The 20,875-nt window shown below is 45.4% G+C and carries 21 protein-coding genes and 1 other annotated feature; of the genes, 11 read left to right on the forward strand and 10 right to left on the reverse strand.

The window, feature by feature from the left end; translation table 11 throughout:
* Positions 1-119: 119 nt before the first annotated feature.
* Both ACL9RM_RS12995 and ACL9RM_RS13000 read left to right on the forward strand, forming a co-directional pair.
* The gene (locus ACL9RM_RS12995) at positions 120-1,055 is read left to right on the forward strand and encodes a hypothetical protein (RefSeq protein WP_323873175.1); all 936 of its coding nucleotides are present in this window, start codon (positions 120-122) and stop codon (positions 1,053-1,055) included.
* Positions 1,056-1,130: 75 nt separating this feature from the next.
* The gene (locus ACL9RM_RS13000) at positions 1,131-1,367 is read left to right on the forward strand and encodes an NHLP leader peptide family RiPP precursor (RefSeq protein WP_013309068.1); all 237 of its coding nucleotides are present in this window, start codon (positions 1,131-1,133) and stop codon (positions 1,365-1,367) included.
* Between the two features lie 99 nt (positions 1,368-1,466).
* On the opposite strand, the gene ACL9RM_RS13005 is transcribed toward ACL9RM_RS13000, so the two are convergent.
* Complete coding sequence (locus ACL9RM_RS13005) at positions 1,467-3,356, reverse strand: sensor histidine kinase (RefSeq protein WP_250267613.1); 1,890 nt, start codon at positions 3,354-3,356, stop codon at positions 1,467-1,469.
* Between the two features lie 132 nt (positions 3,357-3,488).
* Entirely contained in the window at positions 3,489-3,776 is a 288-nt protein-coding gene (locus tag ACL9RM_RS13010) for a hypothetical protein (protein ID WP_023987328.1), read from the reverse strand.
* A gap of 183 nt (positions 3,777-3,959) precedes the next feature.
* Here ACL9RM_RS13010 and ACL9RM_RS13015 point away from each other — a divergent pair, with 183 nt between their 5' ends.
* The 4 genes from ACL9RM_RS13015 (at position 3,960) to ACL9RM_RS13030 (ending at position 7,987) form a co-directional block, all read left to right on the forward strand.
* On the forward strand, positions 3,960-4,220 hold the full coding sequence (locus tag ACL9RM_RS13015) for a hypothetical protein (RefSeq protein WP_061831212.1): 261 nt from the start codon (positions 3,960-3,962) through the stop codon (positions 4,218-4,220).
* Between the two features lie 106 nt (positions 4,221-4,326).
* Complete coding sequence (locus ACL9RM_RS13020; protein WP_422759370.1) at positions 4,327-4,491, forward strand: hypothetical protein; 165 nt, start codon at positions 4,327-4,329, stop codon at positions 4,489-4,491.
* Between the two features lie 194 nt (positions 4,492-4,685).
* Positions 4,686-4,957: a binding site (T-box leader), on the forward strand.
* An 88-nt stretch (positions 4,958-5,045) separates the two neighbouring features.
* Positions 5,046-6,128, forward strand: a complete 1,083-nt coding sequence (locus tag ACL9RM_RS13025; protein WP_013309063.1) for a bifunctional 3-deoxy-7-phosphoheptulonate synthase/chorismate mutase — start codon at positions 5,046-5,048, stop codon at positions 6,126-6,128.
* Between the two features lie 236 nt (positions 6,129-6,364).
* Positions 6,365-7,987, forward strand: a complete 1,623-nt coding sequence (locus ACL9RM_RS13030; RefSeq protein WP_414126353.1) for a DUF1593 domain-containing protein — start codon at positions 6,365-6,367, stop codon at positions 7,985-7,987.
* Between the two features lie 85 nt (positions 7,988-8,072).
* On the opposite strand, the gene ACL9RM_RS13035 is transcribed toward ACL9RM_RS13030, so the two are convergent.
* Positions 8,073-8,933 carry a TrmB family transcriptional regulator gene (locus ACL9RM_RS13035; protein ID WP_134903740.1) on the reverse strand — a complete coding sequence of 287 codons (861 nt, stop codon included), beginning with the start codon at positions 8,931-8,933 and terminating at the stop codon, positions 8,073-8,075.
* A 154-nt stretch (positions 8,934-9,087) separates the two neighbouring features.
* Here ACL9RM_RS13035 and ACL9RM_RS13040 point away from each other — a divergent pair, with 154 nt between their 5' ends.
* Positions 9,088-9,990, forward strand: a complete 903-nt coding sequence (locus ACL9RM_RS13040) for a DMT family transporter (RefSeq protein WP_250267610.1) — start codon at positions 9,088-9,090, stop codon at positions 9,988-9,990.
* A 116-nt stretch (positions 9,991-10,106) separates the two neighbouring features.
* On the opposite strand, the gene ACL9RM_RS13045 is transcribed toward ACL9RM_RS13040, so the two are convergent.
* Together ACL9RM_RS13045 and ACL9RM_RS13050 are read right to left on the reverse strand one after the other, a co-directional pair.
* Entirely contained in the window at positions 10,107-10,286 is a 180-nt protein-coding gene (locus ACL9RM_RS13045) for an aspartyl-phosphate phosphatase Spo0E family protein (RefSeq protein WP_069291266.1), read from the reverse strand.
* A gap of 150 nt (positions 10,287-10,436) precedes the next feature.
* Positions 10,437-11,669, reverse strand: a complete 1,233-nt coding sequence (locus ACL9RM_RS13050; protein WP_061831221.1) for an MFS transporter — start codon at positions 11,667-11,669, stop codon at positions 10,437-10,439.
* A gap of 130 nt (positions 11,670-11,799) precedes the next feature.
* On the opposite strand from ACL9RM_RS13050, the gene ACL9RM_RS13055 reads away from it, so the two are divergent.
* Together ACL9RM_RS13055 and ACL9RM_RS13060 are read left to right on the forward strand one after the other, a co-directional pair.
* Positions 11,800-12,057, forward strand: coding sequence for a YqkE family protein (locus ACL9RM_RS13055; RefSeq protein WP_023987317.1), 258 nt, complete (start codon positions 11,800-11,802; stop codon positions 12,055-12,057).
* 331 nt (positions 12,058-12,388) lie between these two features.
* Entirely contained in the window at positions 12,389-13,066 is a 678-nt protein-coding gene (locus ACL9RM_RS13060) for a peptidylprolyl isomerase (protein ID WP_250267609.1), read from the forward strand.
* A 226-nt stretch (positions 13,067-13,292) separates the two neighbouring features.
* On the opposite strand, the gene ACL9RM_RS13065 is transcribed toward ACL9RM_RS13060, so the two are convergent.
* Together ACL9RM_RS13065 and ACL9RM_RS13070 are read right to left on the reverse strand one after the other, a co-directional pair.
* Positions 13,293-13,964, reverse strand: a complete 672-nt coding sequence (locus ACL9RM_RS13065) for an MgtC/SapB family protein (protein WP_250267608.1) — start codon at positions 13,962-13,964, stop codon at positions 13,293-13,295.
* A gap of 118 nt (positions 13,965-14,082) precedes the next feature.
* Positions 14,083-15,456 carry an N-acyl-D-glucosamine 2-epimerase gene (locus ACL9RM_RS13070; RefSeq protein WP_250267607.1) on the reverse strand — a complete coding sequence of 458 codons (1,374 nt, stop codon included), beginning with the start codon at positions 15,454-15,456 and terminating at the stop codon, positions 14,083-14,085.
* 259 nt (positions 15,457-15,715) lie between these two features.
* Here ACL9RM_RS13070 and ACL9RM_RS13075 point away from each other — a divergent pair, with 259 nt between their 5' ends.
* The gene (locus tag ACL9RM_RS13075) at positions 15,716-16,507 is read left to right on the forward strand and encodes an SDR family oxidoreductase (protein WP_250267606.1); all 792 of its coding nucleotides are present in this window, start codon (positions 15,716-15,718) and stop codon (positions 16,505-16,507) included.
* A 137-nt stretch (positions 16,508-16,644) separates the two neighbouring features.
* On the opposite strand, the gene ACL9RM_RS13080 is transcribed toward ACL9RM_RS13075, so the two are convergent.
* Positions 16,645-17,427 (reverse strand): TIGR02206 family membrane protein, encoded by a 783-nt coding sequence (locus tag ACL9RM_RS13080; protein ID WP_250267605.1) that lies wholly within the window; start codon positions 17,425-17,427, stop codon positions 16,645-16,647.
* Positions 17,428-17,567: 140 nt separating this feature from the next.
* On the opposite strand from ACL9RM_RS13080, the gene ACL9RM_RS13085 reads away from it, so the two are divergent.
* Positions 17,568-17,780: a hypothetical protein gene (locus ACL9RM_RS13085; protein WP_025723740.1), complete on the forward strand. Its 213-nt coding sequence runs from the start codon at positions 17,568-17,570 to the stop codon at positions 17,778-17,780.
* Positions 17,781-17,873: 93 nt separating this feature from the next.
* On the opposite strand, the gene ACL9RM_RS13090 is transcribed toward ACL9RM_RS13085, so the two are convergent.
* Both ACL9RM_RS13090 and ACL9RM_RS13095 read right to left on the reverse strand, forming a co-directional pair.
* Positions 17,874-19,145 (reverse strand): methyl-accepting chemotaxis protein, encoded by a 1,272-nt coding sequence (locus ACL9RM_RS13090; protein ID WP_061831071.1) that lies wholly within the window; start codon positions 19,143-19,145, stop codon positions 17,874-17,876.
* A 262-nt stretch (positions 19,146-19,407) separates the two neighbouring features.
* Complete coding sequence (locus ACL9RM_RS13095) at positions 19,408-20,748, reverse strand: hemolysin family protein (RefSeq protein WP_250267604.1); 1,341 nt, start codon at positions 20,746-20,748, stop codon at positions 19,408-19,410.
* Positions 20,749-20,875: the final 127 nt, after the last annotated feature.

The following is a 20,875-nucleotide window of genomic DNA, read 5'->3' on the forward strand; positions in this document are numbered from 1 at the left end:
TTTTACAACATTCTCAATGTAAAAATAACAAAATATTGAAATTTGCAATCTGTTGTATAATGGCGGGTAACAACTAGAAATCGCTATAAAAATATTCATAAGAGATGCAGGTGATGGCGATGGAATGGTATTTTGCATACAAAGACGAATTGGAAAAAGTATTTCGTCAAGCAGAGGAACGGACGTCCACGTTTCCAGCTCCCTTTCAACAAGAGGGTTTGGACTTTCTGGCGCGTTTTAATCCGTTGCGGGAAGACAGCACGCGTAATTACATATGCTATTTGCTTCCATTTTGGCTGCAAGAACTCACCGGACTCCCCCCCGAAACATGCCGCAAGCTGTCACTTGGCAACGTGTTCGTCATGGCTCACTATTTAATTCAAGATGATGTGATGGACACAGCAGCAGACAACCGTAAAACGCAACTCGCCTTAAGCCAGCTCTTCTATACCGAGTGTATAAGCGTATATCGGGACCTTTTTCCGGCAACCTCTCCTTTTTGGTCATATGCCCGAACGTATGTTGATGAATGGGCCGTTAGTGTGATATCCGAAGGAACAGAGGACTATTTTCAAGGAGAAAGAAATAAGGTCGCACTGAAAGCAAGTCCATTAAAAATGGCCGGAACGGGTGCTTTACTGCTCGCAGGCCGTGCCGATCTGATCCAGACTATTACAAATATGACAGACTTGGCGCTACTCGTGCTTCAAATGTCGGATGATTGGGCGGATTGGGCAGAAGATTTGGTCGAACATAGCTATAACTGTCTTTTGTCCCATATCAGTGCCGAGCAGAAGACAGCTTACTGTGAAGGATTGGGACCCAAACAGATTCAGGAAGCAATTTATGTACGCGGTGCGCTGGCCAGCTATGTGAACATTGCCGATCAAGCAGTCCAACAGTTAGAGACCCTGGAGCCTTCTATCCACGGCCTAAGTAGCTTTACACATTCTATCGCAGCAGAACTGGGCGAAGTGGCGGCGGAAATTGAAGGCGGACGCTCGCATTTGAGAAGAGGCGGACTTGACTACTGGCTCTCCAAAAATATGAAATAATGCTAGATTTTTCTGAGCCTTTCGTGGTATACTGACTAGGTAAATATAACCAATTGAATGAGAGGGTGATTTTTGATGGCTACTGAAGTTCTTCAAACACAAGTCATTCAAAAAGCTTGGGAGGATGCCAGTTTCAGAGAGAAACTGATGACAGATCCCAAATCTGCAATTCGTGATGTGTTAGGAGTCGTGATCCCCGATCATATCCAAATCAAAACGTTAGAGGAAACGCCTGATCAGTTTTTTCTGGTAATTCCTCCAGACCCCTCCGGCGTGCTCGCTGCATCCCAGAAACCTCGCTCGATGTGGTAAATTAGTTGTTCATGCTTATTTAATCTATATTCCTTAATCTCATGTGGGTGGGCTCAGCAAGCTTCCCTCCGTTTTCTCCGAATGCAAAAAAGCCGGATATTATCCGGCTACGGGGAAGCGGATGGTCGCTTCCGTTCCCACCCCTTTTGCACTTGTAAAAGTTATTTTGCCATTCATCGTTTCAATAATCCGAAAAGTCACCATCATCCCCAAACCCGTGCCTTTTGTCTTATTCGAGAAATAAGGCTCACCTAGTCTGGATAAAGTCTGAGCATCCATCCCTTCACCATTATCCCGAATATGAATGACAGCTTCTCCGTTGTCCACATAAGCCCATATATGAATATGACCCTGATCTCGCAGCGCTTCAATGCTGTTTTTGATGATATTGATGAACGCCTGCTTGAACTTGGAGGAATTCCCGCGTACTTTGATTTCCTGGGGAATATCCAGTGAAATTTTTCCACCTTGCAAATTAGCCATTGGACTGATGATTCCTTCAATATGTTTGAATTCGTTCAATATGGTCAACGTTTTGGTTTGGTCAAATTCTGGCTTGGCAAAAGTCAGAAAATCAGTAATAATCGCGGAAGCTCGATCCAGCTCCTCCAGAGCGATATGTAGATAGTCTTTATTTTTACCATCCTCCTGCTTGCTCATCAACTGAAGAAATCCACGTGTAACCTGAAGGGGATTACGTACCTCATGAGCTACAGATGCAGCCAGATCGCTAATAATCTCCATTTTCTCCGAACGTTGAAGCTCATTATTGAACATTTCCAGTTCTCTGGAGTACCGAACCACCTGCTTGTGCTTTTCTGCCAGCCTTCTGCCCAATATCGCGATCAACGCCAGTACAAAACCGAACACGCCCCATTTCCACAAAAACATATTGTAGTGTCCGTCCAGAATGAAGAACCAGCTCAGTTCCCCGATAGAGATGACTGCAAAAAATGCAAAGCCTGTCGATAAAATGATCGCTTCGTGATCACCCTTAAGTGCCATACGAACCGAAGCAAATACCAGCAGTATCAATAAGGCGACGAGTAATATACCCAAGATGACTACACTAAAAAAATAATATATATCGTTCAACCGCTCCTGTGCTCCTAAATTCACAATCATCATGGTAAAGCAGAACAAAGAGTATGCGGTTAACAACTTTCTGAATTTGCGAATCAGTATAATCGAATTGATATTTTGTTCAAAAAAGAAGGCTAATGAAGGCAGCAGAATAAATAGTGCCACATCAAAAAGTTGTAAGTACAGCTTGCCATAGCCGCGATAGAATGTATACAAGAATGGTGAATACGTTACGATCATCAGACCAATAGACAATACTATTGCACTTAGGGACAGCCACATGGCCATACTCGGACGGAACAGGAAAAATGAGCAGATCAGTAGTACCAGGGCGATAAAGATAAACGTACTGCCCAGTACAATATCTAAAACATCCATTCTGACCAAGGTCCCCAACAAATCACGATAATCACCGGTCATCACATTGCCGATAATGCCCAGTCTATTCTTACTGCTTTCCGTCCATATGTATAATGTTTTACCGCTGTCTTCCGGCTTCAGCGGAATCAGAATACGATTATTCTCATAATTGTACCCACGGTAGGATTCGTAAAAATTGGTCCCATCTTTATACAGCGTAATATGCCTGCCATAAATATTTTCAAAAAGCACCGCTGGCGTTTCATCATTTAGCGAAGGTAACTTCATACGAATCCAAGCAGAGCCTATATTACCGGGCTGCCTAAGCAGTTGTGTATCATCTTCAATATGCATCCAGGCCTTGCTGGAATCCTTTACCTCATCTAAAGAGCCATCCTCGTTTACCGCTCCCCATCTCATATCCCAGGAGGGTATTTTATAATCCCTTTCCGGGGTCATTTTGGCCGCATAGGCGGAGTAGCCCAGCGACAACAACAACACAATGACCGCTAGCAGGGTGGCGACAGCTTTGGGCACATGCCTCATATTAAGCACCTCAAAGTTACATAGTAGGATTTACAAGTTTGTATACGTTTTAACATTTTTTACGTCCTGAAATTATATTATTCTATACGATGATGTGCATACCTTCTTCATTAGTAGGGTATCATGTTCTTTTTACTCATTTTTTGTAAAATCTTCATATTGATTAATGATCATTTCCTGTTCGCGCCGCTCCTTCTGCTCTCTAAGCCCCAACCATGGTTCACAATCTTCATCCTCATAGATCGTCCAAATATCGGAAAATAAATAATCGCGTATTTCTACTATTTTTCCGGCCTGTCCGCCATCTGTCCAGTATAAGCCTTCCGGGCGCCGAATGAGGGTACGGGAAAATCCCGGGGTAGATGCCTTTTGACCTACTCGGATACGACTAATCATCGGACCAAACATGTACCATTCCAATTCATATCCCTCCCTATCCTCTTTATCATATCACAGCAGTTACCAAAAAAACGCTAATTGAGAATGGGCATATCCCTATTCGCATGATTTTAACTTCCTACAGACACACTAACTCAAGGTTTAGCCGTTCTACTGTTTGGGTAAGGTCGGAATAAGCAACAAAAAGCAAAGGAGCTGAGCAACATGGCCAATCGTGATGATCGAGTTAATGAGCTACATGACAATGATTTTGAGCCTTCTCTGCAAAATGCAGAAACCAACTGGGAGAATCTAACCGAGGGCCCAGATACTCCTCTCGAAGACGTCCCAGATGCCGATGAACTGACACCGAACAGTCCTGTTGACCCTTCTGCTCCTGCCGAATTCCTACATGGTACCGATTTGCTGAATGGTACCGATGGGGACGAAGAAGAGCAACTGGACAGCGACGATATGCTGGATTAAACACTTCATTTTATCAGGTGAAAGAAAACGGTTACCTATTCTGCTATGCGGGTAATGAAGTGTATAACCGAAAGGAGTTGACTGATCTCCTATGTATAAAGATCCGATGTCTCAAGCCGATATGGAGTATAAGCGCTACAAAGCCTTGAATCCCGTGGAAGAGGATGACCGCAGGTCTGCGGACAAGACAACTACAGATGATATCTCGGCCGAAGATAACCCACGAGGAGTCGCATCTGCGAAGCCCGAACCCAGGGATCAAGATAAATGAAAGGACAGATAAAGAATGCAAAAAGGGTGCTACCCAAGCCACACAAATGATACACATGGCTTGAGTGCACCCTTTTGAACTTCACATGTTTACAATGGCAGCATTTCAAGGTCAAAAACTTGAACCTGATAATCAGGGCTTGCCTTCTGCACCTACTTTGTTTAAAATAAGGTCAAATCTTTTGAATACCATGAACAAAGACATCGACGGAGACAAGTAGACGTTTAACGGATTCCCACAGAAAGGTACGAATTGCTGAGAGCGTACCGCAATCCCGCGTTGAAATTCACTCCCGAGTCGAGCCTTGAACCGACAGAAGGATTCATTCCTTTGTCCGCAGTAGAGGTTTCCGGAAGCCCCCGTTACGGGCATCAAGATCAGAAGTTACTGCCGTCGACTGAACGACGTTGACGATTCGTATGTATACTTCTGTAATTAGGGTGGTACCACGGCATTCGTCCCTTGCGGCGAATGCCTTTTTGTGTTATTTTCTGCAAAAAAAAGTCCATGGGCTAACAGAAAAAACAAATTTAAATTCGGGAAGGGTGTACTGTATGTCTACAAATGAAAATTCTTTGGAGCTGCTGCGTGAACAGCTCGATGCTACAAATTTGCAATTGCTGGAGTTGCTGTCCCAACGCGCTGAACTGGCGGGACAACTTGGAAAATTGAAGGAAGCTCAAGGGGTACCTGACTTTGATCCGGTACGCGAGCAACAAATGCTGGACAAGCTGATCGCGGCTAACCGTGGACCATTTGACGATGCTACGATTCGCCAGCTGTTCAAAAATATTTTCAAGGCTTCTTTGAACTATCAAAAAGAAGAACACAAAAAACATCTGATCGTCAGCCGCAAAAATCAACCGGATAGCACAGTTATCAAGGTTAAAGATACGTTGGTGGGCGGCAAAGCCTCCATTATGGTCGCAGGTCCCTGCTCGGTGGAAAGCTACCAGCAAACTCGCGAAGTAGGTGCGGCTCTCAAGGAAGCCGGTGTGCCGATTCTACGTGGTGGTGCGTTCAAACCACGTACGTCCCCGTATGATTTCCAAGGACTGGGCGTAGAAGGATTGCAAATTCTTAAACGTGTAGGCGACGAGTTCGGGCTGGCTACAATCAGTGAAATCGTCGATCCAAGACATTTGGAGGAAGCGATCCAATACATCGATATTATCCAAATTGGTGCGCGCAACATGCACAACTTTGAATTGCTCAAAGCTGCGGGTGAAACCAGAACTCCGGTTCTGCTCAAGCGGGGACTGGCTGCCACAATGGAAGAGTTCCTTCATGCTGCTGAATACATCGTTTCCCGTGGTAACACGCAAGTCATGCTGATTGAACGCGGTATTCGTACGTACGAAAAATGGACGCGTAACACGCTGGATATTTCCGCTGTTCCGATTTTGAAAAAGGAAAGCCATCTGCCTGTATTGGTGGACGTGACTCACTCTACAGGACGTAAGGACATCCTGGCCCCTTGCGCCAAAGCTGCCCTAGCTGCTGGAGCTGACGGTATCATGGTGGAAGTTCACCCGAACCCGGCAGTCGCTTTGTCCGATGCTCAGCAACAGCTGAACATTCCTGAGTTCCACAACTTCCTGTCTGAAGTCAAAGAATCCGGTTTATTCAAAGCGTAAAACTAATTTTATGCCGGCATTCATAAACCGCTTTCATTTCCTCAGATAATGATGTAAAATTGGATCAGGATTGTGACTGATCATGCAGGCAAAACCTAAATGTATATATGCTCGACTTTTGTTGAGACATATATATGTTTAGGTTTTTTTTATGCCTAATTCTTGAATAAAAAGAATACCTACATGGTTATAATCCACAAAAAACATCATAGGAACGTTCAGAGAGGGGAACAGAAATGAGAGAAAGAAAAGGGTTAAGCATTTTTCTATTAGCCATGATATGTATTCTGATCATCAGTGGTTGCAGTGGTAAGGCGCCCGCCGTTGTGAAAGATGAAAGGGCTGCTCCAACAGAAAAACAAACGGAAAATAAAGTAGAAAATAAAATTACCAAGGCCAGAACGGTGATCACTACCGATGGAGAAGTAGATGATATGAACTCTGTCATTCGCTTCCTTCTTTACTCCAATGAAATGGATTTGTCCGGGATTGTACTGACTAGCTCTGTATATCATTATGCAGGTGATGAAAAAGCTGGCATCAAACCATTTAGATGGACCGGAACCCAATGGGTAACGGACATGATTGATGCCTACGGAGAGATTTATCCCAACTTAATTAAACATGCCGAAGGATATCCAAAGCCTGAATATATCAAGAGCGTTACCAAAATAGGTAACATTTCAAATAAAGGTGAAATGGACAAAGAAACGGAAGGCTCCAATTTCCTTAAAACGCTTTTCCTGGACGATGACAAAAGAGATTTATACGTACAAACTTGGGGTGGAACCAATACCACGGCCAGAGCTTTAAAGTCCATTGAAGACGAATATAAAAATACAGATCAATGGGAAACGATTCGTAAAAAAATAAGTGATAAACTCGTACTGTACATCATTCTGGACCAGGACGATAGCTACAATAATTACATCGCTAAAAATTGGCCTGACATCAGAATTATTAATGATCAATCTAACTTCTGGCATTTCGCTTATGCTTGGAAAATGCACACAGAAGAAGTAAACAGCAAGTTGCACGGGGAATGGAATTTCAAAAATATTAAAGAGGGTCATGGCAAGTTGCTCAATATGTATGCCTTGATGGGCGATGGCAATATCATCAAAGGCGAGTTGGATGAAGAACAAAGAGGCAGTGAAGCCTACTTAAAGAAAAATCCACAATACGACAAGTATGACTTTATTTCTGAAGGTGATTCTCCATCCTTCTTCTATTTAATTGATAACGGATTGCGGAGTATGGAAAACCCAACCTATGGTGGCTGGGGAGGTCGTTTCGGTGTCGTTAACGATAAATTGTTTAGAAATACTGTGTTAGATTATGATGTGCATACGAAAAAATTCGAAGCAGAATATTCTTTGATGCGTTGGTTTGATGATATTCAAAATGACTTTGCTGCTCGTGCAGATTGGGCTATTGCGTCCGACTACAAAGATGCCAACCATAATCCAACATTGACCATTAAAGAAGGATTAGACCTAACGGCTAGCCCAGGGGAGAAAATAACCCTGCATGCAGAAGGTGCAGATCCAGACGGTGATCAATTGACTTACAAATGGTGGAGATATTTTGAAGCCGACACGTATGAAGATTCTAAAGTAAAACCCGCACAAGTTAAACCTGAATTGCTGGGTGATATGCAGCTCGGGCTTCACCGAGAAGTAGCTAAAGGCGAGAAAGTAAACACAATTGACTTGCAAGGAAGTGACACAAATACAGCAAGTTTCATAGTTCCTGCAGATGCCAAGTCTGGAAATACAATTCATATCATCGCAGAGGTACAGGACAATGGTAAACATCCTTTAAAGCATTATCAACGTGTGATTGTAACCGTAAAATAATAGAACACAACATCAATAAAATTAGGCTCATGGAATAACACTCCATGGGCCTGTTTATTTTTGCACATCGAACCTCGGACAATCTCTATACACGTTTAATGCTTTTTTCAGTCAAAGGAACATAATATCCTTTGCCATTCGGGCCCATAGCAAATTTATTGCGAAGATGAATTAGATTAGGGCCGAATTTCTCCTCTAATTGTTCACGGAACTCATATAGGATTTCCATGATATAAATATCATGAATAATCACTTCAGTAATCGGCATCACCAGCCCCGGATGCAACGTCCATGCAGCGCGGCTGTCATCACCAAGTGAAAGTATGCCAGCTACGACCTCCCGGTCGTCTACGCTAAGTACAATCCACCGACCACCAATTTCAGACGTAATCTCCTCACTCATATCATGGCGGTAAACAGTAGCGAAATCAAAGTTAAGCTCCCCATACGCTACAATGATCACTTCAATTCCTTGCTGAGCGACTTGCTCTAAGGCATCTCGGAACACCTCGGCATCCTCTTTCCAAATTTCTAATAAAATTCGGTGTTTTGCTCCCTTTACCCCTTCATTTATGCGATTGATAATGGCTTCATACCCCGAAATATTCCAAATATTCTCTCTATTTTGAAATGATGCTGTGTACTGCTCCAAACTCTCTTGCGCCACATTGAAAATCTGCTCTGCTTTGCGTTTTCTCTGGGCAATCAATTCATGTGGAGGAAGCGGCACATACAGAGGCGTATTTTCTTGACTGACCATGATATCCCCACGGTTAACCATTCCAGACAAAACCTCGTAAATTTTGGATCTCGGTACCCCGGAATTCAATGAAACGGCGTATCCCGAAAGTGGAGAGCTTTCCAATAAGGTCACATAAGCCTTGGCTTCATATTCACTAAAATTCAAATCTCGTAGAATTTCTAATATATTTGGTTTTGGTTTCATGACGTCTTCTCCTCAATTCGTGTTCATCCTTACTATATCACTTCCCCTTGACAAAAACTGATATACACACTATCTTTTTAGTAACGTTTTTATAGTAGTCACTATAGTAGCAACTATTATATTTCACAGGGAATTACCTCAGGGAGGATTTAACTTGAACAAAGTCATAGCTCATCACAGCGAAAGCAACCGCATTTACTACGGTTCTACGATTCTAGCCCTATTGATCTGGAGTACATCGTTTATTGCCACCAAAGCAGCCTACACGACGTTTCCCCCTCTTACCTTGGGTCTATCCAGATTTATTATAGCTTCCGTTGTGCTAGGTATCGTTTTGCTGATTAAAAAGGAACATGTCAAAGTAAAGCCAAAAGATTTGGCTACGATTTCGTTTAGTGGTGTTTTGGGGATCACTCTCTACTTTTCAATGGAGAATATAGGGGTTAGCCTGACTACCGCTTCCAACGCAGCATTAATTGTTGCATCATATCCCGCAATTACGTCGCTGCTTGAACTTATTTTGTATAAAGTGAAAATATCCAAATATAAAATTTGCGGCATAGCACTGGCCATAATCGGGGTATATTTCTTGACTTCAGTGGGCGAAAGTTCGGATAGTAAGAATCAACTAATCGGAAATTTAATATTAATCGGGACGGGTTTTGCGTGGGCGTTTTACACTTTCATGACGCGCAAGGTTGTGGACAAATATCCGCCTGTGACGTTATCTTTTTATCAAACCGTTGCAGGGAGTATCTTTTTCATACCGTTGGCTCTATTAGAAAAGGATCGTTGGCAAGTTCCGACAACCGGATCGTTTATGTTGTTAGTATATCTGGGAGTATTCTGCTCCGTTATCGCATTTTTGCTCTACAATTATGGATTAATCAAGCTGTCACCGAGTAGTTCCGTTTCTCTGATGAATTTGGTTCCGATATTTGGAGTCTTATTTTCTGTGTTGCTTTTGCAAGAAACGATCACATGGCGCCAAATCATTGGCGGTTTGGTCGTTATTATCGGTGTTTTACTGAGTGCACATCAAACAAACCGTACCTAAAATGAAAGATTGCACACTAGTTATAAAAGTTAAGACAAGCATCGTTGTGATAAGTATCAGCGCTACAATATAAGGGCGAGTGACCTCACCAAAAGTTTCTCGCCCATCGGTTCCATTTATGCAGTTGGCTTTTTTTCTTTTATATAAAAAAGGTGGTTATATTGATTGATGAGGTTATCCATAATTACAGACTGTCTGAGCACACTGGCATGATTAAAACCATATTTTGCTTGCAAAATATACAGCTTTTGACGAGCTTTCTCAAGCTGTTGACACAAAATGTCGTCTCTTATCATAATATATCCCTCCTTGTCATATTATCAGTGTAGAGGGTTATGAATAAGTATACTAAAAGTAAAGGTTTGGGATAATTATCTAATAACACAAAAAAAGACCTGCTCTATGAACTCTAAGGTTGTCCTCTTCGACAATCCTGTGTGATTCGCTTATCCGGCAGAATGAATATCCTGATCCGTGACGTTCTTCTTGGCTGAAACCGGGAACACGTTTTTCCCCTTCACCCCTAGCAGCAACGCTGCAAGCAGCAGTATGCCACCGTTTAACACAAAGATCCAGCGGATCGGCATCCAGCTGCCAAGCATACCGCCAATCAACGGCCCTGCCATTGTCGCGAGTTGAGTGGCTGATTGGCTCAAGCTAAAGGCTCGTCCGCGAAACTCCGGCTTGGTGACCTCCACAGTCATCGCGTTGATAGCAGGCATGACGGACGCATAAAACAATCCATATCCAAACCGAAGCGCACCAAAACCAACAAAGTTGGTTATAAAAAATTGTAAGATATTCCCGATTCCCGAACCGATCAGCCCAATCAGCAGCACGTGTGCAAATCCGGTCCGTCCTCCAATCCGTCCCCATCGGGGAGCCATCAGCACCGCCGCGATGCCTACGGCTGAGAATACAATCCCGGAACTTAAAGACGCCTGGCTACGGTCAACTCCCATTTCAAGCACATACACCGTAATTAACGGTTCCAAGATCATGACGGAAAAGGTACTTAATCCTGCCAGAATAAGCAAAAAGCACAAAGGCCGATTAGCAATAGCCTCCTTGATATCATCACGAACATGCGAGCGGGTACTGGTTCCCTTGAAGCTGTCCTCTCTAGCGCCAAAGGTCGCGATTAACGCAGATACCAGTACAAGAGCCGCAGAGAAAAAAAAGGCATTCCGATTGCCATAATAATGGCTCACCACACCGCCAATTAACGGACCTATAATGCTGCCTGTTGCCCCAGCGGTCGCCATAATACCGAGTGCATAGCCGGTTTTCTCCTCAGGCGAACCTGTTCCGACCAGCGCAATCGCAGCAGGAATAAACCCGGATAGTAGGCCTTGAAACAACCGTACTCCTACGAACACATATGGATCTGTCACCAAAGCACATATCAGGTACAACACCGCCAGGCTAAAGCCTGAACGAATCAGCATCGGCTTACGTCCATACTTATCCGCAAGCGAACCCCAAAATGGGGCAATCAGCGCGCTGGCTAAAAAAGTGACTCCAAAGGCAATCCCCGACCACAGTTCCAGATGATCATTTACACCCATTTCCGTATTCAGAAATATAGGTAAAAACGGAATAGACACGGAATAGGCCATGCTGCAAAACAATACTCCAATCCACAAAATGACCAGATTTCGCTTCCAATATAGATGCATGATGCCACACGTCCCTTCTGCTCATTCCATTATTACCCTCTAAATTAGAAAAGTCTACCGCCCCCTCATCCTTCAATCGTGGAACAACCGTGAAGAAGCTGATATAATCGAATGGAATGGAGTTGATGACATGGCTAAGAAGAGAAATTCGTCTTCCCCTGCTCCTGCGGCTCAGGACAAACCTGCTACGTTAAAGGATCTGTTGAGTCAGGATGTGCTGAATAAACTTAAGGCTCAAGCCAATGAAGCCCAAGCAGAACAGGACAAGCGTAAAGAAGACGAACGGCAGCGTGCCGTCGAAGCAAAAAAAGCTGAACAGAAGAAGCTGGATAACAACTTTGAGCATCTGCTGAATAACAGCAATTTGGACTGGCACAAATACAAATAAGCCAAAACCATAACGGTTTTGGCCTATCTTTACACTGTATGTTATAGCCAGTCACGAATATGTTGTACTGAGTACAGCACCCCTACCCAAACCGGCAGACTGAACGCCATACCCCATATGAGACCTTTCGCCAGCTTTTTGTCTACCTCCATCATGATCCTGCCCCTTTCCTTGGGAATAGCAGCAGTATGGGTCAAGAATACGGCTTTCAAACCCGTATTTCCTTATCCCCAGCAAAAAAGGTATGATAGAAAATGGAAAAGTGTTCTGCGCTGCCCCCAAACTTTAAAATTAGGATGTTACATCATCCAACCTTTCAGGAGGAATATCAATGAACCGAAAAACGATACGCCCATGGTACACGCTGTGCCTACTGACCATCATGCTCGTGCTGGTTGCTGGATGCGGTACAAAAGCGGCCGATGTGGAAGCTGCCAGCCGGACAAGCACTACAACTCCTGCTGCGACTAAAGACAAGAACAAGGCTGTTTCCCATCCGATTGTCACGATTGTCATGAATGATGGCAAGAAAATTAAGCTTGAGCTGTATCCGGAAGTAGCACCGAACACGGTTAACAATTTCATTTCTTTGGTGCAAAAGGGAGCCTATAACGGTACCATTTTCCACCGTGTTATCCCAGGCTTTATGATTCAGGGTGGTGATCCGCAAGGTAACGGTACAGGTGGCCCCGGCTACAGTATCAAAGGCGAATTCAAGAGCAATGGTGTTAACAATACACTCAAACATACACGTGGCGTATTATCCATGGCCCGCTCAGCGGATCTGGATTCGGCCGGATCGCAATTTTTCATCATGGTTGCCGATGCGGACTACCTCGACGGTCAATATGCCGCTTTCGGTAAAGTAACGTCCGGGTTGGATGTGGTCGATGCTATCGTCAATTCCAAACGGGATAGCAATGACAAACCGATCCAACCGGCTACGATGAAAAAAGTCACTGTGGATACGCTGGGTAAAAAATATCCAGCCCCAGTCAAAGTAAAGTAAGACATTCAAATCAGTCTTTCAAATCGGGATAACAGCAACGACCTTGTGCATACGCATGAGGTCGTTTTTGCTTATCCCTTGATGCTCTCTAAGCTGCTGCCTCTATGATGTAGTAAGAGTATATACACAAAAGGAAGCGTTTTCAATCATTATTTTTAAAGTTTTTTTCCGTTATAAAAGCCGTCAGCGTTCGACAAAAAAGCTACTGTATGAGCAGTAAATTCGTCTAATTGGACTTGGTCTCGACTGAACGAATACCTTCCATCTCTTGAAGCAGTGACAGCAGTTCCTCCACTCCCTCTGACCGGGACAGCTTTAAGAGCATATGAATAACCAACTGCTCACTGTTATTGATGCGCTCGACGTGAAAGCTGTGAATCGTCAGCTTCTTGTGCTTCAGCAGTTCTTTGATCCGATTCAGTACGCCCGGCTCATTGTCGACCTGAACAACTACTTGTTGCGTGGACGGGGTAGCCATCTGATAAAAACGACTATGGAGCAAGGACTGAGCCGCTAAAATAAACAACGTTACACCTGCACCAAGCCCATACATCCCTGCACCTACGGCAATACCGATTCCGGCGGTAGTCCAGATGCCTGCGGCAGTGGTCAGTCCTTTAATTCTATTTTTTTGTGTAAAAATCATCCCTGCGCCGATAAAGCCTACTCCACTTATAACCTGTGCTGCTATTCTGGAAGGGTCCAGCGACAGGTTAGACCAGACGGCTTGATCCTGAAAACCATATTTGGATACCACCATCATGAGCGCTGCGCCAATACCGACAATGAAATGCGTGCGAATGCCCGCTTCCTTCATCCGACTTTTGCGCTCATAGCCGATTAACGCGCCGCATAATCCTGCAAACATAACCCGAATCAGATAATCCCAATCCCACATACTTTTTTCACTCCACTATAGTTTATGTTTTGAAAGATGTTGCCTCAAAGTATACAATTCAAAAATGCTACGGCAAATGAGCCATTTATACAGCTGTTATTTTGTTATTACCCAAATTTTAAGGAACCCTCACTTCATCCTCTGGCAGATTGCGATGTGCCTTCCTTCCCTTGAGCAGCCATAGCTGCGGTGTATCCTGCACACCATCAAGGCGCAAGCTGAACGCCCCCGCTGGTAAATTGCGTACACGCAGCAATAGACGGTTTCCGTCTGCTACGGCATCCACAAGCTCCAGCAGCGTTAGTGAATCGTTCCTTAGGTGGCGGCTCAGGTCGCATGTTGTACCTGCTCTGTCCTCCCGGCTCCAAATACGCAGCTCATCTACAGACGGCGTGGCAATTCGCTTGCTGAAAGAAATAACCACCTCATCTTCGGCTGAACGTTCCGCCCTTAGCGGTTTGGGCGGCTCATCGTACATGTAACCACCCAAATGGTATTCATAGGCGGTCCAGGCGTCGTAGTCGCCCTCCAGGGCGGTAGCCCCGAACCGCCGCGTCCACTCGCGGTCTCGAACCATCCGCGCGAGCGAACCGATATCCGCCTGCACCCCGAGGGGCAGGCCCGGATAAGCGGCGCGAATCGACTGCGCGATGCGGGCGTAGCCGCGAATATACTGTGGCGGCAGACGGCGGCGCATCCAGTCCGGCCAATGGGTCTGGAGTACGTGCATATCCGGGGCGACGCACCCGATCATGGCTACCGTGTCCAGACCCTGCCATTCCCGCAGCTGGCCGGGAACATCGCCGCGCCCGCTCACAGCAAGCGACCATGTCGCCACGCAGATGTCCGGCCGGACATCGCGCACACCGCCTGCGCCGTTCACCAGCTCGCTGATCAGGCCGTTCACGGCGTCCACACGCAGATCAACCCACTGCGCGTACAGGTTCGGAACCTTCCGGTAGTAATTACGCGCATGCTTGTCGCGGAAATCCGGAATGTTCTCACCGCTGCGCTCGCGAAAGACACGCTGTGCATGCGGCCCAATATCCCCGTACACTCCACTGCGCAGCCCGTTCCATTCGGGGAAATAAGGCTCCGCCACCTCGAACCCGTCGAACGGAATGTCGGTGACGAGCCGGGCAGCGGCTTTCTTTTTCCATTCCACATACTCCTGGGCAAAATGCGAAAGCCGCTGAAATCCGTCGTTTGGTTCGCGCAGCAGCTCCATGCGCCATTCTTTCCACTCCGGCGGCAGCTGGGACACGCCAAAAGAGCCGTTGCCTAGCACCATTGCCCACACCGCTATGCCTCTGCGTTGAAAAGCAGCAACAAGCGCTCCATCCACTTCATTTTCACGCACGACAAAATAATGAACGGTCTGGTAGCCCGCAAGGGCGATCTCATCTGCTATACTGTCCCGCGAACGGTTGGCGTAATAGGGAAACAACGGATCGATTTGAATACTGGGGCCGCTTAGTGCCCACGGTTTCATTTTTCGGGTCAGTGCTATAGCGTCTGTCGATTCGGGTCGGTCATTTGCGTTATAGCTCAATTCGATCCACCTCCGTCACTCGGTCTTCTCCATACTTGTTTCTGCTATATATTTTTGCTACAAGTTCCTGCTGGTTCGCCTATGTTACCATATTTCGCAAATGGGATAAAATCCAGCTGTGACTGTTTCACCATCAACGTCCAGAGGTATGGAATAACGAGTCAGGTTTAGTTTATGAACGGAATGGGAGGAATAGTCAATGGCAGAGCAGAGATTGCAAGGAAAGATAGCAGTGGTCAGTGGTGGAGGTTCAGGAATTGGCAAGGCGACCGCGATCCGTTTTGCAGAACAAGGCGCCAAGGTGGTCATGCTGGATCGGACACCCAAGCATGCAGAGGAGACCAAAACAATCATCGAGCAGGCTGGCGGCGAGGCGCTTGTACTGGAATGTGATATATCCAAGCCGGATATGATTCAGCAGGGGTTCGCTAAAGTCGTGGAAACGTACGGAAAGCTGGATATCGTGTTCGCCAATGCAGGCATTAACGGCACCATGGCCCCTATCGAGACACTGGAACTGGAGGAATGGGACCGCACGATCAACATTAATCTTCGCGGCACCTTTGCTACCGTTAAATATGCCGTCCCTTACCTGAAAGAACGCGGTGGCAGCATTATCATTACCAGCTCCATCAACGGTAATCGAACCTTTTCGGGTATTGGATTCTCAGCCTACGCCTCCACCAAGGCAGCTCAGGTTGCTTTTATGAAAATGGCAGCGCTGGAGCTGGCACGTTACAAAATCCGGGTCAACGCGATATGCCCGGGAGCTATCGACACGCAAATTGACGATAACACGTACCCTTCCGAAGACTTGAAGAAGGTACAAATTCCAGTCGAATTTCCAAAGGGCGGAGAGCATCCGTTAGAGGATGCCCCTGGTGAGCCAGAGCAGGTTGCCAATCTGGTCCTGTTTCTCGCCTCAGACGAGTCATCTCATGTATCGGGTACGGAAATTTATGTAGACGGAGCAGAATCACTACTGCGTTAAGTATTAGAATGGGGAACGTTATACCCATTCGTACAACTGTTTAGGCTTCTTAGCAGCCTTATCCCTAGTCATATACTTGTGGAAAAGGCTGCTTTTATATGGCTTTACAACGCCTCTACAACCTCTCTATGTCGTCTCTATGACGACCTGTCAGCACTATGCACAGTTCCTTTACGCGAGCGGACATACAGCCTGCCTCCCGGAAGCACCTCGAACAACAGCATCAGAAGAGAAAAGAACAGGAGCGCAATGGCCTCTTCTGCCACAATATACAGAGGATATGGCCCTAAAAAATCTAATATCGACGGTGTTGACGGCTTTCCGGCCAGAAACATGTAGTTAGCTCCGAGAGCATCGTCTACGATCCACACCTTCAGCGCCAGACCATTCAGAAAAAGCATCACTCCTCCCACACTCTTCCACGTCGGTCGGAGTCCTTCTATCCAGGTCATATACAAGGCTGCCAGAATAATAGCACTATGAGCTATGAAAAAATGGATAAAACGATAATGCGGAAATGCGTATGCCAAATTAGGCGTGAGTACGGCTTGAAGCGCCCCTCCAATTCCGGCAAAAAGGATGATCGGATATAACCAGCGGCTTCGAAAAATGAGCATCAGGATAGATAGCAGCAGTGTCACACTGCACAGTTCTAATGGCAATGAGGTCTGGATATCCCAAATATGCTGCATCACATACCAAATATTCAGAGTCACCTCTGACAGAATGAGGACTGTAATTAACAACCAGCGAATTCCCTCGCTTATAGGCTTGTTCGACCGAATCCATCCCCGAGTCAGCCACAGCATCAAAGCGCATACAATGAGTCCCAATATAGCCAACCCATGTGATGGAGTAAAAGCCTCGAACCCTTCTGGCGCGTTGGCATCAAACCAAGGCCCTGACCACGACCTATCCATAGCTAGCCCCCTTTGATCTCTTTCTCTCTTCGTTGCATTCTATTTTATACCCAATAGCCGATTATGTTCTAGCCGTGTTTCTTGCTTGTTCCATACCTTACCTTTATGATAAAAGATATTATATTCAAAGGAGAACCCTCATGGCCATTAATCGCCGATTAATTACAGATCAGGATTTCAGCGAGGCACTGGAACGTCATCTGCGTGTCCGGGTATTTCAGGATGACCAATTGATTGGCTCTGGCGGAATCATAATCCGTTTTGACGATCAAACCATTGTCGTGCAATCCAGCGTCAGTGATCTGGCTTACCACCCCAGAAAACAATGTGAGTTTTTTGAAATTAAAAAATAGCCACTACACACCGGGGAACCATTTTGCTGCGTTTTCCGGTGTATAGCGGCTATATTTTGTTTGTATATATCATGCCTCACATGATGGTTTCTGTTATAGTTGCATTCCACGTGTTTTCATCATGAGTTTATTCGTAAGCACTTTCAAATCCTCGGAAGAAGACGAAATTTCCTGCATAATTGCTGTCTCCTCATGAGCAGCCTTATAAATTTTATGAGCTCCTTCAGAGAAGGCCCCTGACATTTGCTGAATACGATGGATCTGCTCAAAGGTTTGATCTACCCGATTCGTCTGCTCCGTCACGGCTTCTTCCATTAATCGGATGCTCTCGACAAATTCACGTACAATAGCGTTCAAACGGTTCAGCGTCTGATCCACAGAGCTTGTCCGTTCCGCCTCAGCACTGACCAATGACGTTTGCTGATGCATCAACTGCACTGTCTCTACGATTTGTGACTGGACACGGCTAACGATGGCATTTATTTGCTGCACAGACTCCGTACTTTGGGCGGCAAGTGCGCGAATTTGGTGAGCCACTACCGCAAACCCGTTCCCTTCTTCTCCCGCACGCGCCGCTTCTATGGAAGCATTCAACGCCAGCAGATGGGTCTGTTCGGCAATATCCTTCACGGTGCTTGTAATCGCTTCAATTTGGGAAGCTTCTTTTTCCAGTCGTGCAATTACCTGCTGCGAACGACCATGTGATGCTGTCAGCTCTCCCATTCCATCCATCAGGGATGAAAATACAGTCTGCGTCGAATCTACTGAATGCTCCATATGGCCTGACAGTTCCAGCATATGCCCCGATTTGCTACGCATCATTTTAAAATCGCCCAGCATTCGGTCTGCTGTTTTAATAGATTGGGCAGATGCTTGCTTTTGCTGCTCCACGCCATTCAAAATATCTTCTACCACCGAAGACATGGACTCAATTTGTGTGGTAGCCTGCACAATAGCCAAGCTCAGATTTTCCGCACTTTGCGAAGTTGTTCTGGTGCTGTACGAGATCTCATTGAACATATCTTTAATGTTCAGCATCATATGCCGAAATGCATCATACAGAACTTTGATTTCATCCTCCGAACGACGTTCAGGAATTACAACAGACAGATTCCCCGCCGAAGCTTCCTCTGCCGCCTTTGCCAACCTAACAATTGGCCGTGTGAGTAATTTTGAGATCAACCAGCCCAAAATGCCACTCCACAGGACACCCAATAACAGAATGATCGAAGTGTACACCCATTCTTGTGTACCTTGAGCAAGCCAGTCCTTGAGTACAAAAATAAAAAAAGCGCTTGTTCCATAGGTTATTGCAGAAATTGAGACAAATGCAGTAACCATTTTCGTACCTAGTGACATCTTCATGTACTGTAGCCCACCCCAAAAAACTCAAATTTGATTCCATTTTACCATAAAATTGCTACATTTCTAGTAGAATTTTTCACAGACAGATATATTTATGAGCATAAAGATACAGAGTCTTAAGTCCCATATCCTAATTACAAAAAACAATATGTTACCAGGTAGCAGCTTGCATCTTAAAACGGACGAATCGCGCTGTCACAAGTTTTACAGGCCATTCGTCACATCTTAAGCGAGCTGTTACCGACAAAGTCAATTTCCATTATTAAAAATCATTGTCATTTTTCTGTTCAACGACTGCTTTCTTAATCGCTTCAATTGTGTCTATTTGGTGACTGTTTTTTTCCAGTACGGTAAACTCCCATACACCAATGGTCAGCTTTTCTCCTTGCTGGATATCAAAACGCTCTGAAAGCATCCATCCGCCAATCGTATATACGTCCCCGGCCTCAATATCCGTCTCCAAGCGCCGATTGACCTCATGAATGAGCGCCTGTGATTTGAGTATGTAACGATGATCATCTGTTTTTGTAATGAGTGGAGTTAACGCTGCGGGGGGTTCGGTGTCGGTATAGGAAGGAATATCTCCGACAATTTCCTCCATAATATCCTCCAGTGTGACAAGTCCAGATGTTCCACCATATTCGTCCACCAGCACCGCTACTGGAATGCGTCGTTTTTGCATCTGAATCAGCAGATCCCGAGCCTGAACCGTCTCGATAACCTGAAGCACCGGGTGAATATAAGAAGCCATCGTCGTATTCCCTGTGCTGTGCCCACGTGCCAAATCATGCAGGGCTTCCTTGACGCGAATCATTCCGATAATACGATCCCGGTCTCCATGTTCAGCTACAGGTAGAAAATTATAAACTTTATCCTCGATCAGCTCCATAAACTCGGCCACTGTTGCCTGGTGGGAGATGGAACGGATATGGATGCGCGGTACCATAATTTCCTGCGCCGCACGGTCGTCAAAATCAAATACATTGTTCAGATATCGATATTCTGTCGGTGTAATTTCACCACTACGAAAGCCTTCAGATAACGCCAAACGAAGCTCGGCTTCACTGAGTGCTGCATCTTCTTCAGATACCTTTTTGAGCCCGAAGAGACCCGTAATGACACGCGATGAACGACTGAGCACCCAATTCAGGGGATAGGTCATTTTATAAAATATCGTGATCGGACGGGCAAAAAACAAGGCCATGGGTTCAGCAATCTGTATGGCGAATGTTTTCGGTACCAGCTCCCCAATGACCACCTCAAAATAGGTCAAGATCAAAAAAGCCAGCAAAAAGGAGAGCACTCCCGTCAGGCCTGCCGGAATATGAGCCAATACAAACAGGGGGTGTAGCAGATGTTCAACAGTAGATTCCCCTAGCCAGCCTAGCGCCATTGAGGTTAATGTGGTTCCGAGCTGACAAGCAGATAAATACTCGTCCAGCCGAGACAAAATGTTTTTAACGGCTTTCGCATTTTTGTTGCCTTCAGAGGCCAATTGATTGATGCGAGATACCCGCACACGAATAATGGAATACTCCGAGGCCACAAAAAACGCAGTTAATGCGATAAGTAATATAACCAGAATGATATTTATCGTTTCCATAGCCCTCTCTTGCTCCGTTCATAACGAAGCAAGAAGCACCCCCTTTGACATTCATTTTTGGATGGAACCATAACATAAGTAATGATGTCCATAATCGTGTATTACCCAAAAATGACAAGGAGTAGAC

Origin of the sequence: Paenibacillus sp. S29, from assembly GCF_049319765.1 — a bacterium.
GTDB classification, from domain to species: domain Bacteria; phylum Bacillota; class Bacilli; order Paenibacillales; family Paenibacillaceae; genus Paenibacillus; species Paenibacillus polymyxa_B.

Coding starts and splice junctions, on each gene's coding strand:
- ACL9RM_RS12995 (WP_323873175.1), top strand. CDS start 120: ATGGAATGGTATTTTGCATACAAAGACGAATTGGAAAAAGTATTTCGT.
- ACL9RM_RS13000 (WP_013309068.1), top strand. CDS start 1,131: ATGGCTACTGAAGTTCTTCAAACACAAGTCATTCAAAAAGCTTGGGAG.
- ACL9RM_RS13005 (WP_250267613.1), bottom strand. CDS start 3,356: ATGAGGCATGTGCCCAAAGCTGTCGCCACCCTGCTAGCGGTCATTGTG.
- ACL9RM_RS13015 (WP_061831212.1), top strand. CDS start 3,960: ATGGCCAATCGTGATGATCGAGTTAATGAGCTACATGACAATGATTTT.
- ACL9RM_RS13020 (WP_422759370.1), top strand. CDS start 4,327: ATGTCTCAAGCCGATATGGAGTATAAGCGCTACAAAGCCTTGAATCCC.
- ACL9RM_RS13025 (WP_013309063.1), top strand. CDS start 5,046: ATGTCTACAAATGAAAATTCTTTGGAGCTGCTGCGTGAACAGCTCGAT.
- ACL9RM_RS13030 (WP_414126353.1), top strand. CDS start 6,365: ATGAGAGAAAGAAAAGGGTTAAGCATTTTTCTATTAGCCATGATATGT.
- ACL9RM_RS13035 (WP_134903740.1), bottom strand. CDS start 8,933: ATGAAACCAAAACCAAATATATTAGAAATTCTACGAGATTTGAATTTT.
- ACL9RM_RS13045 (WP_069291266.1), bottom strand. CDS start 10,286: ATGATAAGAGACGACATTTTGTGTCAACAGCTTGAGAAAGCTCGTCAA.
- ACL9RM_RS13050 (WP_061831221.1), bottom strand. CDS start 11,669: ATGCATCTATATTGGAAGCGAAATCTGGTCATTTTGTGGATTGGAGTA.
- ACL9RM_RS13055 (WP_023987317.1), top strand. CDS start 11,800: ATGGCTAAGAAGAGAAATTCGTCTTCCCCTGCTCCTGCGGCTCAGGAC.
- ACL9RM_RS13060 (WP_250267609.1), top strand. CDS start 12,389: ATGAACCGAAAAACGATACGCCCATGGTACACGCTGTGCCTACTGACC.
- ACL9RM_RS13065 (WP_250267608.1), bottom strand. CDS start 13,964: ATGTGGGATTGGGATTATCTGATTCGGGTTATGTTTGCAGGATTATGC.
- ACL9RM_RS13070 (WP_250267607.1), bottom strand. CDS start 15,456: ATGAAACCGTGGGCACTAAGCGGCCCCAGTATTCAAATCGATCCGTTG.
- ACL9RM_RS13075 (WP_250267606.1), top strand. CDS start 15,716: ATGGCAGAGCAGAGATTGCAAGGAAAGATAGCAGTGGTCAGTGGTGGA.
- ACL9RM_RS13080 (WP_250267605.1), bottom strand. CDS start 17,427: ATGGATAGGTCGTGGTCAGGGCCTTGGTTTGATGCCAACGCGCCAGAA.
- ACL9RM_RS13085 (WP_025723740.1), top strand. CDS start 17,568: ATGGCCATTAATCGCCGATTAATTACAGATCAGGATTTCAGCGAGGCA.
- ACL9RM_RS13090 (WP_061831071.1), bottom strand. CDS start 19,145: ATGAAGATGTCACTAGGTACGAAAATGGTTACTGCATTTGTCTCAATT.
- ACL9RM_RS13095 (WP_250267604.1), bottom strand. CDS start 20,748: ATGGAAACGATAAATATCATTCTGGTTATATTACTTATCGCATTAACT.